We start from the raw sequence: 12,913 nt of genomic DNA, 5'->3' as shown, positions 1-12,913 counted from the left end.
GTCAAACTGCGGCTTTATCGTTTGTTCGACACATAGCGAGAACGCGCATGCGGTTCGACTGGCGTGCAATTTCAGGTCCTGCGCTGACGGCGATCATTGCGCTTGCCGCCTTCCTGATCGATCGCCTGGTGGTCACCGTCCCCAATCCGGCGCCGCTGTTCGTCTGCATCGTGGCGCTGGCGAGCTCGATCAGCGGCATCACCTCCGGGCTGGTCTCCGCCGCGATCGCGGTGGCCGCCTCGGCGCTGTTCTTTCTCGATCACCGCGCGCTGCCCGGCTACGACACAGCCGACGTCGCGCGGATGCTGCTGTTGGCCGCGACCGCGGCCGGCACGGCCTTGATCACCGGAATGCTGCGGCAGAAATGGATCGATGCCTTTGCCGCGGACCAGCAGCATCACGCCACCTCGGAGCGGCTTGCCGCCGCGCTCGACCAGGTCGACATCGGCATCGTGCTGCTCGACGCCGACACCCGCGCCGAATTCATCAATCGCGCCTTCCGCGACTATTTCGCGCTGTCCGACGCGCAGGCCGACAGCAAGCCGCCCTTCGTCGCGCTGATGTATCACGGCCGCGACACCGGCGCCTATGAGCTGCCGGAAGACGAGATGAGCGCGTTCGTCACCAAGCGCATCGAGATGATGCGCGCAGGCGATTCCACGCCGATCAACCTCAATCTCGCCGACGGCCAGGTGCTGCGTTTCAGCTGCACGGCGCTGCCCGACGGCGGCCGCATGCTGAGCTATACGCCGGTCACCGACCTCGTGCGGCACACCGACGATCCCGCCCGCGCCGACGAATACCGGGCGCAGCGCGCCGGGCGCGAACGCCATCTCGCAAGGCTGCTGCGCGCCGCCGAGTGAGCCGCGACCGCGCTGCAATTGATCCCACGGGATAGCGACGCCACTTTTAAGCATGATCGCTTCGGAAAACCGCTTCGCACCTTTCCGGATCATGCTCTAGAACGTTGCGAGGCGATGCGCAAACATCGCATCACGCGGGATCATCCAGGGATCGCTCATGTCCAACGACGTCACCATCCGCTTCGTCACGCGCGACGACTACGCCCAATGGCTTCCGCTGTGGGACGGCTACAACGCCTTCTATGAGCGGTCCGGACCGACTGCGCTCGCGCCCGAGATCACCGCGATGACCTGGGAGCGTTTCTTCGACGCCTATGAGCCAGTGCATGCGCTGGTCGCCGACGCCGGCGGCAGGCTGCTCGGGCTGACTCACTATCTGTTTCACCGCTCGACCACCGCGATCGCGCCGACCTGCTATTTGCAGGACCTCTTCACCAGCGAAGCCGCGCGCGGCAAGGGCGTCGGCCGCGCCTTGATCAACGGCGTCTACACCCAGGCGAAACTTGTTGGCTCGCCACGCGTCTACTGGCAGACGCATGAGACCAACCACACCGCAATGCAGCTTTATGACAAGGTCGCGGACAAGCCCGGCTTCGTCATCTATCGCAAGATTCTCTGAGCGCGCATTCGCACCCTGTGGATTGCACAGAGGTGTCACCGGCACGTTACAAAGCCCGGCTACGCTTCCGCTCGCGTAAGATCAGGCCCCCCGTCTCAGATCTTCGCCCCGAGCGGTCCCCGTCAGTCGCCGCGTCTGACCGGGACCGCTTTTTTTGTGACACCGCGTGCTTTGCGACGCAGCATCCTTTGTGACACTGCATTTTTTGCGACATTGCCATGCGTGACTGGCGGTAGGGCGGCACCTTGCCGGCCTGCGCCGTGCGCGTCACAATCCGGCGCACTCCCTCGCCTATCCCACAGGATTGTCTCATGGAAATTCGTAATCTCGGCGGCTCCGGCCTGCGCGTGTCCGCGGTCGGCATCGGCTGCAACAATTTCGGCCAACGCACCGATCTGGAAACCTCGCGCAAGGTGATCCACAAGGCGATCGATCTCGGCATCACCCTGTTCGACACCGCCGATATCTATGCGGGCATGGGCGGCTCGGAAACCGTGCTCGGCACCGTGCTGGGCGATCGCCGCAAGGACATCGTGCTCGCCACCAAATTCTCCAAGCCGATGGCGACCGACGGCACCAAGCAGGGCGCATCGCGGCGCTACATCATGTCCGCGGTCGAGGCGAGCCTCACCCGCCTGAAGACCGACTACATCGATCTCTACCAGCAGCACGATTACGATCCGCTGACGCCGATCGACGAGACGCTACGCGCGCTCGACGATCTCGTGCGCCAGGGCAAGGTGCGCTACATCGGCAACTCCAACTTCCCGGCATGGCGGATCGCGGAAGCCGAATACGTCGCGCGTCAGATGAACGTGAACCGCTTCGTGTCGTGCCAGGACGAATACAGCCTCCTGGTGCGCGGCATCGAGAAGGACCTGCTGCCGGCGGCGCAGCAATACAATCTCGGCCTGCTGCCGTTCTTCCCGCTCGCCAGTGGCCTGTTGACCGGCAAGTACCAGCGCGGCGCCGCCGCGCCCGCCGACACCCGCTTCGCCAAGGCGCCGGCGTTGAAGGATCGCTACGTCACGCCGCGCAACGAGGACATCGTCGAGAAGCTGCAGGCCTTCGCCAGCGAGCGCGGCCACACCATGCTCGAGCTCGCCTTCTCCTGGCTCGCTGCCCGCCCGCAAGTCGCAAGCGTCATCGCCGGCGCGACGCGCCCCGAGCAGGTCGAGCAGAACGTCAAGGCGATCAGCTGGAAGCTGAGCGCGGAGGACATGGCGGAGATCGATCGGATTACGAAGTAGTCCGCCCCGCTGAAGCCACAGGCGCAACTGTCGTCCCTGCGAAAGCAGGGATCCATAACCACAGGTCTTCGTGGTCGCGCCGCGCTGTGGCCCCAGTGTTCTCGAGTAACTGCGTTCGGTGGTTATGGGTCCCGGCTCGCGCTTCGCTTGGCCGGGACGACGCGGTGATTGGGGTTGGCGCTTACACCACCAGCCCCTTCATCGGCTTCGCCGGCGCACTATCCGGAAACACCGTCTCCGCCAGCACGCGCTCGCCGAGGCCGAACTGGTCGTGCAGCACGCCCTTGATCACAGCGCGCAGGTCGGTGGTCGGGGCGAGGTCGCGGGCCTGGTAGAGATTGGCTACCTTCAGCCCCGGCCAATCGGTGATCATGCGACCGCCATTGACCGCGCCGCCGGCGAGCAGCGCGATGGTGCCGGTGCCGTGATCGGTGCCTTCGGTGCCGTTGATGCGCGCGGTGCGGCCGAACTCGGTCGCGACCACGATCACGGTGTCGCGCCATCGCGCGCCGAGGCCGCTCTGGAATTCCGCCAGCGCGCCGTCGAGACCGCCGAGCAGTTGCGCGAGCCGGCCGACCGGGCCGCCCTCATTGGCGTGAGTATCCCAGCCGTCGAAGGCGAGCGCGCCGATCCGCGGGCCGTCATCGGCCGCCATCAGCTTGGCGGCGCCGCGCGCCACGAGGCGCATCGCCGCCACACCGCCGCCGCCGGGCTTCGGCTTCATCTCATCGCCCTGCGCCTGCTTCTCGAGCTGCAAGCCCTGCGTCAGCGCGCTCGCCAACGTCGGATCGCGATGCTGATAGAGATCGAGCAGCCGCATCGCGGTGTCGTCGGCGGCCTGCGGCAGCGCGGTCGGCGCCCAGCCGACGGTTGGCGCTGCGCCACGCAACACCAGCGGCGTGGTCGGGCCGACCGCCAGCGCGCTCGTCACCCGCTCGCCCTTCGGCAATGCTTCGAGCGCGCGGTTGAGCCAACCGGATTGCACGCGGCCGGGACCGGGGAAGCCGCTCTCCAACACATCTTGGCCATCGAAATGCGAGCGGTCGCGATAGGAGGTCGCCACCGCATGCACCACCGCCGCCTGCTTGGCGCGGTACATCCGCGCGAATTCCGGCATCGCCGGATGCAGGCCGAAGAACGGATCGAGCATCACGGCCGCGTTCGGACCATCGGAGCGGAGCGCGATCGCGCCGTGCAGACCGGCATAATCGGGGTCACCGATCGGCGCGACAGTGGCAAGGCCATCGAGCGCGCCGCGCAGGATGATGGTGACGAAACGCGGATCGCGGCCATCGGCGGCGCGCGCGAATTTCGGCAAATAGGCCCAGGCCGCAAAGGAGGCGCCGCCGAGCAGCAGCGCGCGTCGCGACGTCGCCTGCATCGTCAGGCTCTCGGAGCAATCCATCGTCACCTCCTCTGGAATTCCGGCGACATCAACAGCAGCGCCAGCGCCTGCTGTCGCGATTCCGCGCGCTCGATGGTGCGCCGCGTCTCCGGCGCGGCGGCATCCGCGGCAACGAGTTCGAGCAGGTCGCGCGGGTCGAACCGGTCGGCCAGCTGGGAGGCGAGCTGCGCGGAAATGTCGAGCCTGAGCTTGATGCCTTCAGGCGCCGCCCAGGCCGCCGCGGTGTCGGGGAAACCGTTCGGCCCGGCCGGCGACCACAGCGGTTGGCCGAGCAAATTGAGGCCGTTGAGATAGCGGCCCGGGTCCTCGGGATTGCGCGCCAGCAGCCGGCCGGAGGCCAGCAGGAATTCGTAAGGCGAACGCATCTTCGTCAGCGGCGCCTGCCACGCCTCGTTCGACTGAACGAGCGCGGTGGCGAGGGCCCTGAGATCGCCGTCCGTCCTGGTAAAGGTGTCCTGCAACTTCGCCACCAGCGCCGGCGGCGGATCGTCGGCGACGAAGTGACGGGCGAATTTGGTCGCTATGAACTTCGCGGTGGAGGGATGCCGCGCGATGTCGGACAGCACCGCCTCGCCCTGCGCGACGCCGGCCTGCGCATAGGTCTTGCCCAGCACCTGCTGCGGACCGGGCTGGTGCGCATTGGCGTTGAACACGAAGCTGCCGGGCGTGCCGAGCTGGCCACGGCGGCCGGCGAAGGTCCAGCCGGTGATGACGCGCGCCAGCGCCGTGACGTCGTCCTGGGTGTAGCCACCGCCGACGCCGAGCGTATGCAGCTCCATGATCTCGCGCGCGAGGTTCTCGTTCAGGCCGCGATTGCGGTTGATGCCGGCGCGCGACTCCGGCCCGAGCGATTGCTGGTTGTCGAGGAAGAACAGCATCGCCGGATGCTGCTCGACGGCTTTCAGCATGTCGCCGAAGCGACCAAGCACGTGCGGGCGGATCGCCTCGCGCTCGAACGAGCCGGCCCACATCCGCGCCAGCGCGCCCTTGTTGGCGGAGATGCAGAAGTGGTTGGACCAGAACACCACGAGCCGCTCGACGAAACCGCAATCGGCGACCACGCCGCGTTGCAGCCGCGCCAGCGCCTCGGCGCGAAAAGTCTTCTGGATGATGTTGAGCGGCTGCGCCGGTGGCTTCGGCGGATTGACCGATGGCTGCATCGTCGCGGACGACGACATCGCCGCATTGGCGCCATCGGCGGCCTGCGGCTGCATCGCCGGATCCCTGCCGGCGATCTCCTTCGCAGCAGTCGACAGCGACAGATTGCGCCGCGGTTGCGGCTTTGCGTCTTGCGGCGGCGTCTCGCTCGCGCCTTGCTGCGCGGCTTTCGCGGCGTTGCGCGCCTGCTGGATCTCGAACTGATAGTCGAACACCTGCTTGCCGAGCTCCGGCGTCGAGAGCAGGCCCGGCACTTCAAGCAGCGCGCCGTTCGGACGCGCCAGTTCCGCCAGCACGAAACCGCGCGGATCGGAGGCTGCGTTGATGAAGTCGCCGGACGCCCCGCCGCGGGCGCCAAATCCAAACCGGTTGAGCGCAATCAGCGCGGCTTGCGAATCACGGGCCATCAGAATTCCCTTAACGGCCTATCCCGGCTATATCAGTTGCCGGCATCATAGCGCGGTCCGGGATGAACCCGAGATTAATTCGCGCATTAAATCGCGGTTAGAAATGGACCTCTCGTCAAGCGATCGTTCCGAACAGGCATCACCGCGCCGGCTCGCCTGCACGGCCTGCGGCAGCGAGTTCTCCTGCTCGCTCACGGGATCGTGCTGGTGCTTCGACGAGAGCTTTCGCCTGCCGATGCCAACCGATAGCGCCGACTGCCTGTGCCCGGCATGCTTGCGGAAACTGGCGGAACAACAAGCAGCGGTGAGCGGCAAGTGAACATACAAGTGAACACGTCCTGGACCGTCGACGCTGTCCTGCTCGACATGGACGGCACGCTGCTCGACACCGAGAAGGTCTACTTTGACAGCTTGGTCGCGGCGCTCAATGCATGCGGCTACACCGACGACGTCGTCGCGCTGTGCCATTCCATGGTCGGGCTTCCCGGCCCGGTCTGCGAGGCGATGCTGCGCGAGCATTACGGCGCGGCATTTCCGCTTGCCGAGGTCAATCGCGCCTTCATCGTTACCCGCGATCGCATGTTCAACGCCGGCCTGCCGCTCAAGCCCGGTACGATCGAGCTGCTCGACGGCCTTGCCGCGGCCGACTGCCGGACCGCGATCGTGACCTCGTCATCGCGCCGTACCGCCGAGCGCCATCTCACCCTCGCCGGGATCCGCGATCGTTTCGATACGCTGCTGACTCTCGACGATGTGACGCATGGCAAGCCGGATCCGGCGCTCTATCTCAAGGCCGCCGCGCGGCTTGGTGTGACGCCGGCCGCCTGCATCGCGGTGGAGGATTCCAACCACGGCGTCGCCGCCGCGCACGCCGCCGGCGCGATCACATTGATGGTCCCCGACATGGCGCCGCCGACAGAAGAGACCCGCGCGAAATGCGCGGCCGTGCTGCCCGACCTCAACGCGGTGCTGGCGCTGTTGCAGGAGCGCGGCGCGGTTTAAGCGTCATTGCGAGCACTTCGGGTACCACGCTGGCGGGTTACGCCGGAGCCGTCATCGGACGCGCTCTGCGTCGCTCCGGTGGGCTAACCCACCATACGCACCATCGCGAGCCCGCTCAGGTCGTTCGCACCTTCGATGACTTCGCGGTCTTTGCGCGTTTCACCGCGGCGCGATTGTCGTGCGCCGCGTGGCGGCTGCGCGTCTTCGCGTCCCGCGCCGCGTGCCGCGTTTCGCCGCCACCGCGGTGAGCGGCATATTCCTTGCCATCGATCGGCGCCAGATGGGGCGGGTCAAAATCGAGATAGGGGCGCGCGACGCCAAACTCCTTGCCGTGCGCGTCGACCCATTTCCAGAGCCTTTCCGACGATCTCCAACGGTCGTCGCGTGTCGCGCCGTCGATGCTGACGATGTCGGCCGCGAGCCCATGGCCGTAGCCGCCACGGAAGCTGCCGCCGTGATACGATTTGTTGCTGGCCGCCTTCAGCCCGCTTGCAATCGACTGGCGGTAGTCATCGCGGAAGGCGCTGGTGATGCCGGGCGACAGGCCGGCCTGTTCCGCCGCGAGAAGCGCATGAAAGAGCTTCAGCTTGAAGCTCCGATCGACGCCTCCCATGACGTAGTCCATCATCGGCATGCCGGCTCTTTCGGCCGCCTTGGTGTCCTTCCAGGCGAAATCCTCATCGACGAGCCTGGTGAAGGTTCTGGTGACCGTCACCATCTTCTTCTTTCTCTTGACCGTCACCTGCCTCTGCTCCGGCACCTTGATGGTGTCTTCCTTGGGCGTCCTTTGATAGAGCGCCCACAGATAGCGATCGACGCAGGCGTTGACATCCCAGCACTCGTCAAGGATTTCGACGGAGTCCACCGCCGGCTTGGCCACGCGAGGCTCCGGATCCGGCGTGTTCGCTGCCGGCGCCAGCGGCGGTTGAATGTCCGGCGGCAGCGCCGGATCGGTCAACGCGGCCTCGACGACAGGTTCCGCCTCGTGGACGGTCGGCGCAGCGTGGGCGGTCGCCACCGCTTCCTGTTCGCTCATGGCCGGTGAGTGAGGGCCATCGACGGCAGCGTTCGACGCGGCAGTTGCTGGCGATGTCGCCGATACGGCATCGGCGACGACTGCAGGTGTGCGGGACTCGTCAACCGCCGCACCGGTAACTGACGCATCGGTGACCGACGCACCGATCTTCTCGGTGCCAGCCGAACCGAACGCCGCAAACCACGAGACAATACAGCCCGACAGAACGACCGTCCCGCTCAATGCCGCCGCCCGCACCCGCCGCGAGTTCATCATCCCAGCCTCCACGGGCTCCTCGGGAGCCAGATTGCAAGCATGTGACGATGCGGATTGTCTGCTCAGGGCGTGGTCGCGCAATGGCGAAAGAAGGTTAACGCCCCATCTTTCCGAACGATGTTGCCCGAATGCAACTCACGCCCTACCCCCGTTTTCGCCTCGGCTTCGCCAGCGCCGTCTCGATCAGCGTGCGCGCGGCCTCGCCCGCCGTCTCCATGTAGCTCGCGTCGCGATGCAACAGCACGACGGCGAATGAGCCGTCCAGCAGCAGCAGGATCTGCCGCGCCAGCTTGAGCGGATCGGCGATCCCCTGCTCCGCGAAAGTGGCGCGCAGCCAGTCCTCGAACTTCTTCTTGTGCGCGGCGCCGATCCGGATCGCGGGATGGCCGGGCAGGTTGGCGAGCTCGGCCGAGGTGCGCAGGAAGCCGCAGCCTTTCCATTTCGGATGCCGCGCCGAGCGCGCGAGGTTCTTGAAGATCGCCTCGACCTTCGCCGGCAGGCCGCCTTCGGCCTCCGCGAACCAGGTCCGGAACAGCGCGAGGTTGGGCTGGTCGCGCGCGGCGAGATAGGCGGCGACCAAATCGTCCTTGCTCTTGAAGTGATAATACAGCGTGCGCTTGGTGAGGCCGGCCTTGGCGGCGACCTCGTCGACGCTCACGCGGCGGATGCCTTCATTGTAGAACAGCGCGCTCGCCGCCTGGACGATGCGCGCGCGGGTGGGCTCGGAGGGTCTGGGCATCCGTCGTATGTATACTAACCAGTGAATATACACAAATTCCGGCGGCCTCTACATTCGACTCCGACACCAATGCCGGAGATTGCACATGCCCGAACCCATTCTGCTCGAGATCAAAGACGGGACCGCCCTGATCACCCTGAACCGTCCTGAGCAGCTCAACGCGCTGAACTACGCGCTGATCGATCAGTTGATGGCGGCGCTCGACCGCATCGAGGGCGATGCCGCGGTGCGCGCGGTGATCCTGACCGGCGCCGGCGAGCGCGCGTTCTCGGCAGGCGCCGACATCAAGGAGTTCTCCGAAAGCGTCAAACAGGGAGCGGCTGTTGCGGTGCGCGACTTCGTTCGCCGGGGACAAGCCATGACCGCGCGGCTCGAGGCGTTCAAGAAGCCTGTGATCGCCGCGGTCAACGGGCTTGCCTTCGGCGGCGGCTGCGAGATCACCGAAGCCGTGCATCTCTCCATCGCCAGCGACCGCGCGCTGTTTGCAAAACCCGAGATCAAGCTCGGCATGCCCCCGACCTTCGGCGGCACGCAGCGGCTGCCGCGGCTGGCAGGTCGCAAGCGCGCCCTCGAGCTGCTGCTCGCAGGAGATCCGTTCCCGCCCGAGCACGCGCGCGAGATCGGGCTGATCAACAGCATCGTGCCGCACGAGCAATTGTTGACGGCGGCGCGCGATCTCGCCGGCCGCATCACCAGGCATTCGCCCGGCGCCGTCGCCGGCACCATCACCGCGGTGACACGCGGGCTCAACATGCCGATTGCCGAAGGCCTCCTGGTCGAGAGCGAGCAGTTCGCCGCGCTGGTGCCGAGCCGCGATCTCGCTGAGGGCCTGGCGGCGTGGAAGGAGCGGCGGCCGGCGAAGTATGTGGGGGCGTAGCCCGCGCTCGCGCCCACACCGTCATTGCGAGCGAAGCGAAGCAATCCATCGATCCGCGTACGCGGAAGGATGGATTGCTTCGTCGCTTCGCTCCTCGCAATGAGGGGGAGAGAGCCGAGTCCTACCGAACCACCGCCGCGGTCTGCCCGAACAGCAGCTTGCGCTCCTCCTCGGTGCGGATCGCGGGCTGGCCGAAGTTCGGATTGACCTCCTTGGCCTTGGCATAGGCGCGCTCGGTCGCCGGGCGCTTGCCGATCGTCTCCAGCCAGCGCTTCAGATGCGGAAAGTCGTCGATCTCCTGGCCCTGGTTCTTGTAGGGCACGACCCAGGGATAGCTCGCCATGTCGGCGATCGAATAGTCGCCGGCGATGAATTCGCGGTCGGCAAGGCGCTTGTTGAGCACGCCATAGAGCCGGTTGGTCTCGTTCACATAACGCTCGATCGCGTAAGGCAGCTTCTCGACCGCGTAGTTGCGGAAGTGATGGTTCTGCCCGGCCATCGGCCCGAGCCCGCCCATTTGCCAGAACGTCCACTGGATCGCGTCATAGCGGCCGTAGAGATCTTCGGGGAGGAACTTGCCGGTCTTCTCGGCGAGATAGAGCAGGATCGCGCCGGATTCGAACAAGGAGATCGGTTTGCCGCCGCCCTTCGGCGCGTGATCGACGATGGCCGGAATGCGGTTGTTCGGCGCGACCTGCAGGAAGTCCGGCTTGAACTGATCGCCCTTGCCGATGTTCACCGGGAAAACCTTGTACTCCAGGCCGGTCTCCTCAAGAAACATCGTGATCTTGTGACCGTTCGGCGTGGACCAATAGTGGAGATCGATCATGGGCGTGATCCTGCATTTGCAAGGGATTGCTGACGCATCGGCGAAAAGATGCGAATGCATGAAGTTGGGCGCAAAGCGGCAGCCAAGTCAATGGCAGCGCATTGCACAGCGCGCGAATGTGATCTGCAAACAACGCAAGCGCCCGATTGAGCCGCGCCCCGATTGCACCTAGGCTCCGCGTGCTTCGAATTGAAGAATTTTCAGAACAAGGGGGATTATGATGACACGTGAGTTGGCACGACGCGATTTCCTGAAAGGCTCGGCGGCGATCGCGGGCGCGGCGGCCGCGGGCGCATTCTCTTGCGTCGAGATCGCGAGCGCCGCACCGATCGAGGTGCCGACCGTCGACAAGCTGTCGATCCGCGTGCTGGTCGATTCCAGCTTCGACATCTTCTTCAAGCCGAAACAGGCCAACGGCGTCTCAATCGTCCCGGCGTCGCGCAACGCCAATTACCAGCGCTCGCTGCACAATGAATGGGGCCTGTCGCTGTGGCTGGAGTCGGAGGCCAAGGGCGCGCAGCGCACGCTGATGCTCGACTACGGCTATACCCCGGACGTCCTGCTCAACAACATGGAACTGGTCGGCGTCGATCCGTCGAAGCTCGACGCATTGATCGTGAGCCACGGGCATTACGACCATTTCGGCGGCCTCAACGGCTTCCTCGACAAATTCCGCGACAAGCTGCCGGCCGACGTGAAGCTTTATGCCGGCGGCGAGGACAATTTCTGCCACCGCGTCAGCGCGACCCCAACCAAAGGCCAGTTCGCCGATTTCGGCACGCTGGATCGCCGCCAGCTCGCCGCGCAACGCGTCACCACCGTGCTATGCGAGACCCCGACCGTGATCGCCGGCCACGCCTTCACGACCGGCAAGATCACCCGCCGCAGCATCGAGCGCGTGCTGCCGCAGACCTGGGTCGAGTTCAGCATGAAGGACGGGCTCGGCTGCAACGCCAGCCACTATCTGCCGGCCGAGATGGAAGGCAAGATCGTGCCGGACGAGCACATCCACGAGCACGCCACCTGCTTCAATGTGAAGGATTTCGGCCTGGTCGTGATCTCGTCCTGCGGCCATGTCGGCATCGTCAATTCGGTGAAGCAGGCGCAGGAGGTCTCCAGCATCCAGAAGGTGCACGCGATCGTCGGCGGCTTCCATCTCGGGCCGGCGCCGAAGGACTACCTCACCGAGGTGGTGGCCGAGATCAAGAAGCTCGACCCCGACGTATTGATCCCGATGCATTGCTCCGGGCTCAACTTCGTGCAGGAGGCGACCGCGCAGATGGGCGACAAGGTGATGGTCACCACCACCGGCAGCCGCCTCTCCTTCGGCATATGATCCGATCGATCCTGCGCAGCATTGCGTGCGCCGGCGCCGGCCTGTGGCTGACGCTGGCGCCCGTGCTGGCCGGCGATACGGCACAGCAATCGGCGCGCTCGGCCGCCGAGATCATGGACATCCTGATGTGGAGCAGGGAGCCGGTCGGCGGTCCGTTCGCGCTGACCGATCAGGCCGGCCATGCGCGCACCGACGCGGACTTCCGCGGCAGGCTGATGCTGGTCTATTTCGGCTTCACTTTTTGCCCGGACGTCTGCCCGACCGATCTGCAGGCGATCGGGCTCGCGCTCGACAAACTCGGCCCTGACGGCGACCGGGTGCAACCGATCTTCATCACGGTCGATCCCGAGCGCGACACCGCTAGCCATCTCGCCGAATACGTGCCGCTGTTTCACCCGCGCCTGATCGGGCTGACCGGCAGCGGTGAAGCGATCCGCCAGGTCGCCGATGCCTACAAGGTCTATTACGCGAGGGTCCCGCTGAAGGACGGCGACTACACCGTCGATCACACCGCCTACATCTATCTGATGGACCGCGACGGCAACTATCTCGGCTTCTTCCCGCCGGGCACCTCGGCCGACCGCATGGTCGAGATCATCAGACCGAGGCTCGCGGAGCCGGCGCGTTGAGTTGGCATTACCGGCGCCGCATCGGGACTACTCCCCCTCTCCCGCTTGCGGGGGAGGGCCGGGGTGGGGGTTCCCCCACGAGTCATCTTGTGGAGAGAGCACCACGGATTGCATCTAGATGCAATCCGACCTCCCCCGCAAGCGGGAGAGGTGAAGAAAGCATCGCCGGGGTACGTCCTCAATGCATCCGCCCATGCGCGCGCAAGAAGGTCTCGCCGATTTCCGTCACCATCACCCGCAGGCCCTCGACCGAGGGACGGCGCGCGACATAGCCGCGGTCGACCGCGTCCTCCCAGATCGTCAGCCGCGGGCATGAGGTGCGCCAGACCTCGAGCACCTCGGCGTAAGGCCGCGGCTCGCGGGCGACCCATTCGACGAGATCGAGCACCAGGCGTCCGTGGTCTCAGTCATCGCATGTCTCCTTCAACGACCCGAGCGCGATCGCGACTTCCCCTTCTCCCCGCCTGCGGGGAGAAGGTCGGGATGAGGGGGAGTCTCCGCGAGGGAG

General features: G+C 65.9%; 14 protein-coding genes. 8 read left to right on the top strand and 6 right to left on the bottom strand.

Going from position 1 to position 12,913, the window contains the following annotated elements; all coding sequences use genetic code 11:
* The first annotated feature begins 47 nt into the window (after positions 1-47).
* The 3 genes from AKN84_RS24815 (at position 48) to AKN84_RS24805 (ending at position 2,732) form a co-directional block, all read left to right on the top strand.
* Positions 48-863: a PAS-domain containing protein gene (locus AKN84_RS24815; protein WP_050423218.1), complete on the top strand. Its 816-nt coding sequence runs from the start codon at positions 48-50 to the stop codon at positions 861-863.
* Between the two features lie 157 nt (positions 864-1,020).
* A complete protein-coding gene (locus AKN84_RS24810; protein WP_050423216.1) occupies positions 1,021-1,482 on the top strand; it encodes a GNAT family N-acetyltransferase in 462 nt (153 codons plus the stop codon).
* Positions 1,483-1,793: 311 nt separating this feature from the next.
* Positions 1,794-2,732 (top strand): aldo/keto reductase, encoded by a 939-nt coding sequence (locus AKN84_RS24805; protein ID WP_050423215.1) that lies wholly within the window; start codon positions 1,794-1,796, stop codon positions 2,730-2,732.
* A 181-nt stretch (positions 2,733-2,913) separates the two neighbouring features.
* Here AKN84_RS24805 and AKN84_RS24800 read toward each other — a convergent pair whose 3' ends face one another.
* Entirely contained in the window at positions 2,914-4,137 is a 1,224-nt protein-coding gene (locus AKN84_RS24800) for a DUF1501 domain-containing protein (protein WP_050423214.1), read from the bottom strand.
* Positions 4,138-4,139: 2 nt separating this feature from the next.
* The gene (locus AKN84_RS24795; RefSeq protein WP_050423213.1) at positions 4,140-5,702 is read right to left on the bottom strand and encodes a DUF1800 domain-containing protein; all 1,563 of its coding nucleotides are present in this window, start codon (positions 5,700-5,702) and stop codon (positions 4,140-4,142) included.
* A 327-nt stretch (positions 5,703-6,029) separates the two neighbouring features.
* Between AKN84_RS24795 and AKN84_RS24790 the strand changes: the two genes are divergently transcribed.
* Complete coding sequence (locus AKN84_RS24790; protein WP_050423212.1) at positions 6,030-6,704, top strand: HAD family hydrolase; 675 nt, start codon at positions 6,030-6,032, stop codon at positions 6,702-6,704.
* 115 nt (positions 6,705-6,819) lie between these two features.
* Here the strand turns inward: AKN84_RS24790 and AKN84_RS47820 are convergent, their stop codons facing one another.
* Both AKN84_RS47820 and AKN84_RS24780 read right to left on the bottom strand, forming a co-directional pair.
* Complete coding sequence (locus AKN84_RS47820; protein ID WP_050423211.1) at positions 6,820-7,995, bottom strand: hypothetical protein; 1,176 nt, start codon at positions 7,993-7,995, stop codon at positions 6,820-6,822.
* A gap of 142 nt (positions 7,996-8,137) precedes the next feature.
* Positions 8,138-8,734, bottom strand: a complete 597-nt coding sequence (locus tag AKN84_RS24780) for a TetR/AcrR family transcriptional regulator (protein WP_050423210.1) — start codon at positions 8,732-8,734, stop codon at positions 8,138-8,140.
* 85 nt (positions 8,735-8,819) lie between these two features.
* On the opposite strand from AKN84_RS24780, the gene AKN84_RS24775 reads away from it, so the two are divergent.
* On the top strand, positions 8,820-9,611 hold the full coding sequence (locus tag AKN84_RS24775) for a crotonase/enoyl-CoA hydratase family protein (protein WP_050423209.1): 792 nt from the start codon (positions 8,820-8,822) through the stop codon (positions 9,609-9,611).
* Between the two features lie 121 nt (positions 9,612-9,732).
* On the opposite strand, the gene AKN84_RS24770 is transcribed toward AKN84_RS24775, so the two are convergent.
* A complete protein-coding gene (locus tag AKN84_RS24770; protein ID WP_050423284.1) occupies positions 9,733-10,440 on the bottom strand; it encodes a glutathione S-transferase N-terminal domain-containing protein in 708 nt (235 codons plus the stop codon).
* Here AKN84_RS24770 and AKN84_RS48135 point away from each other — a divergent pair.
* From AKN84_RS48135 to AKN84_RS24760, 3 genes are read left to right on the top strand one after another with little or no spacing between them, the layout of a single operon-like run.
* The gene (locus AKN84_RS48135) at positions 10,439-10,612 is read left to right on the top strand and encodes a hypothetical protein (RefSeq protein ID WP_244485472.1); all 174 of its coding nucleotides are present in this window, start codon (positions 10,439-10,441) and stop codon (positions 10,610-10,612) included. The genes AKN84_RS24770 and AKN84_RS48135 overlap by 2 nt on opposite strands.
* Positions 10,613-10,660: 48 nt before the next feature.
* Positions 10,661-11,776 carry an MBL fold metallo-hydrolase gene (locus AKN84_RS24765; RefSeq protein WP_050423283.1) on the top strand — a complete coding sequence of 372 codons (1,116 nt, stop codon included), beginning with the start codon at positions 10,661-10,663 and terminating at the stop codon, positions 11,774-11,776.
* On the top strand, positions 11,773-12,405 hold the full coding sequence (locus AKN84_RS24760) for an SCO family protein (RefSeq protein WP_050423208.1): 633 nt from the start codon (positions 11,773-11,775) through the stop codon (positions 12,403-12,405). The genes AKN84_RS24765 and AKN84_RS24760 overlap by 4 nt, the downstream gene beginning before the upstream one ends.
* A gap of 178 nt (positions 12,406-12,583) precedes the next feature.
* Here AKN84_RS24760 and AKN84_RS24755 read toward each other — a convergent pair whose 3' ends face one another.
* Complete coding sequence (locus AKN84_RS24755; RefSeq protein ID WP_050423207.1) at positions 12,584-12,796, bottom strand: hypothetical protein; 213 nt, start codon at positions 12,794-12,796, stop codon at positions 12,584-12,586.
* Positions 12,797-12,913: the final 117 nt, after the last annotated feature.

The sequence above is a fragment of the Bradyrhizobium tropiciagri genome (assembly GCF_001189845.1).
GTDB lineage: Bacteria > Pseudomonadota > Alphaproteobacteria > Rhizobiales > Xanthobacteraceae > Bradyrhizobium > Bradyrhizobium tropiciagri.
The sequence above is the reverse complement of the archived record's forward strand: the minus strand, read 5'-3'. Positions and strand labels throughout refer to the sequence as shown.

Coding starts and splice junctions, on each gene's coding strand:
- AKN84_RS24815 (WP_050423218.1), top strand. CDS start 48: ATGCGGTTCGACTGGCGTGCAATTTCAGGTCCTGCGCTGACGGCGATC.
- AKN84_RS24810 (WP_050423216.1), top strand. CDS start 1,021: ATGTCCAACGACGTCACCATCCGCTTCGTCACGCGCGACGACTACGCC.
- AKN84_RS24805 (WP_050423215.1), top strand. CDS start 1,794: ATGGAAATTCGTAATCTCGGCGGCTCCGGCCTGCGCGTGTCCGCGGTC.
- AKN84_RS24800 (WP_050423214.1), bottom strand. CDS start 4,137: ATGGATTGCTCCGAGAGCCTGACGATGCAGGCGACGTCGCGACGCGCG.
- AKN84_RS24795 (WP_050423213.1), bottom strand. CDS start 5,702: ATGGCCCGTGATTCGCAAGCCGCGCTGATTGCGCTCAACCGGTTTGGA.
- AKN84_RS47820 (WP_050423211.1), bottom strand. CDS start 7,995: ATGATGAACTCGCGGCGGGTGCGGGCGGCGGCATTGAGCGGGACGGTC.
- AKN84_RS24780 (WP_050423210.1), bottom strand. CDS start 8,734: ATGCCCAGACCCTCCGAGCCCACCCGCGCGCGCATCGTCCAGGCGGCG.
- AKN84_RS24775 (WP_050423209.1), top strand. CDS start 8,820: ATGCCCGAACCCATTCTGCTCGAGATCAAAGACGGGACCGCCCTGATC.
- AKN84_RS48135 (WP_244485472.1), top strand. CDS start 10,439: ATGGGCGTGATCCTGCATTTGCAAGGGATTGCTGACGCATCGGCGAAA.
- AKN84_RS24770 (WP_050423284.1), bottom strand. CDS start 10,440: ATGATCGATCTCCACTATTGGTCCACGCCGAACGGTCACAAGATCACG.
- AKN84_RS24765 (WP_050423283.1), top strand. CDS start 10,661: ATGACACGTGAGTTGGCACGACGCGATTTCCTGAAAGGCTCGGCGGCG.
- AKN84_RS24760 (WP_050423208.1), top strand. CDS start 11,773: ATGATCCGATCGATCCTGCGCAGCATTGCGTGCGCCGGCGCCGGCCTG.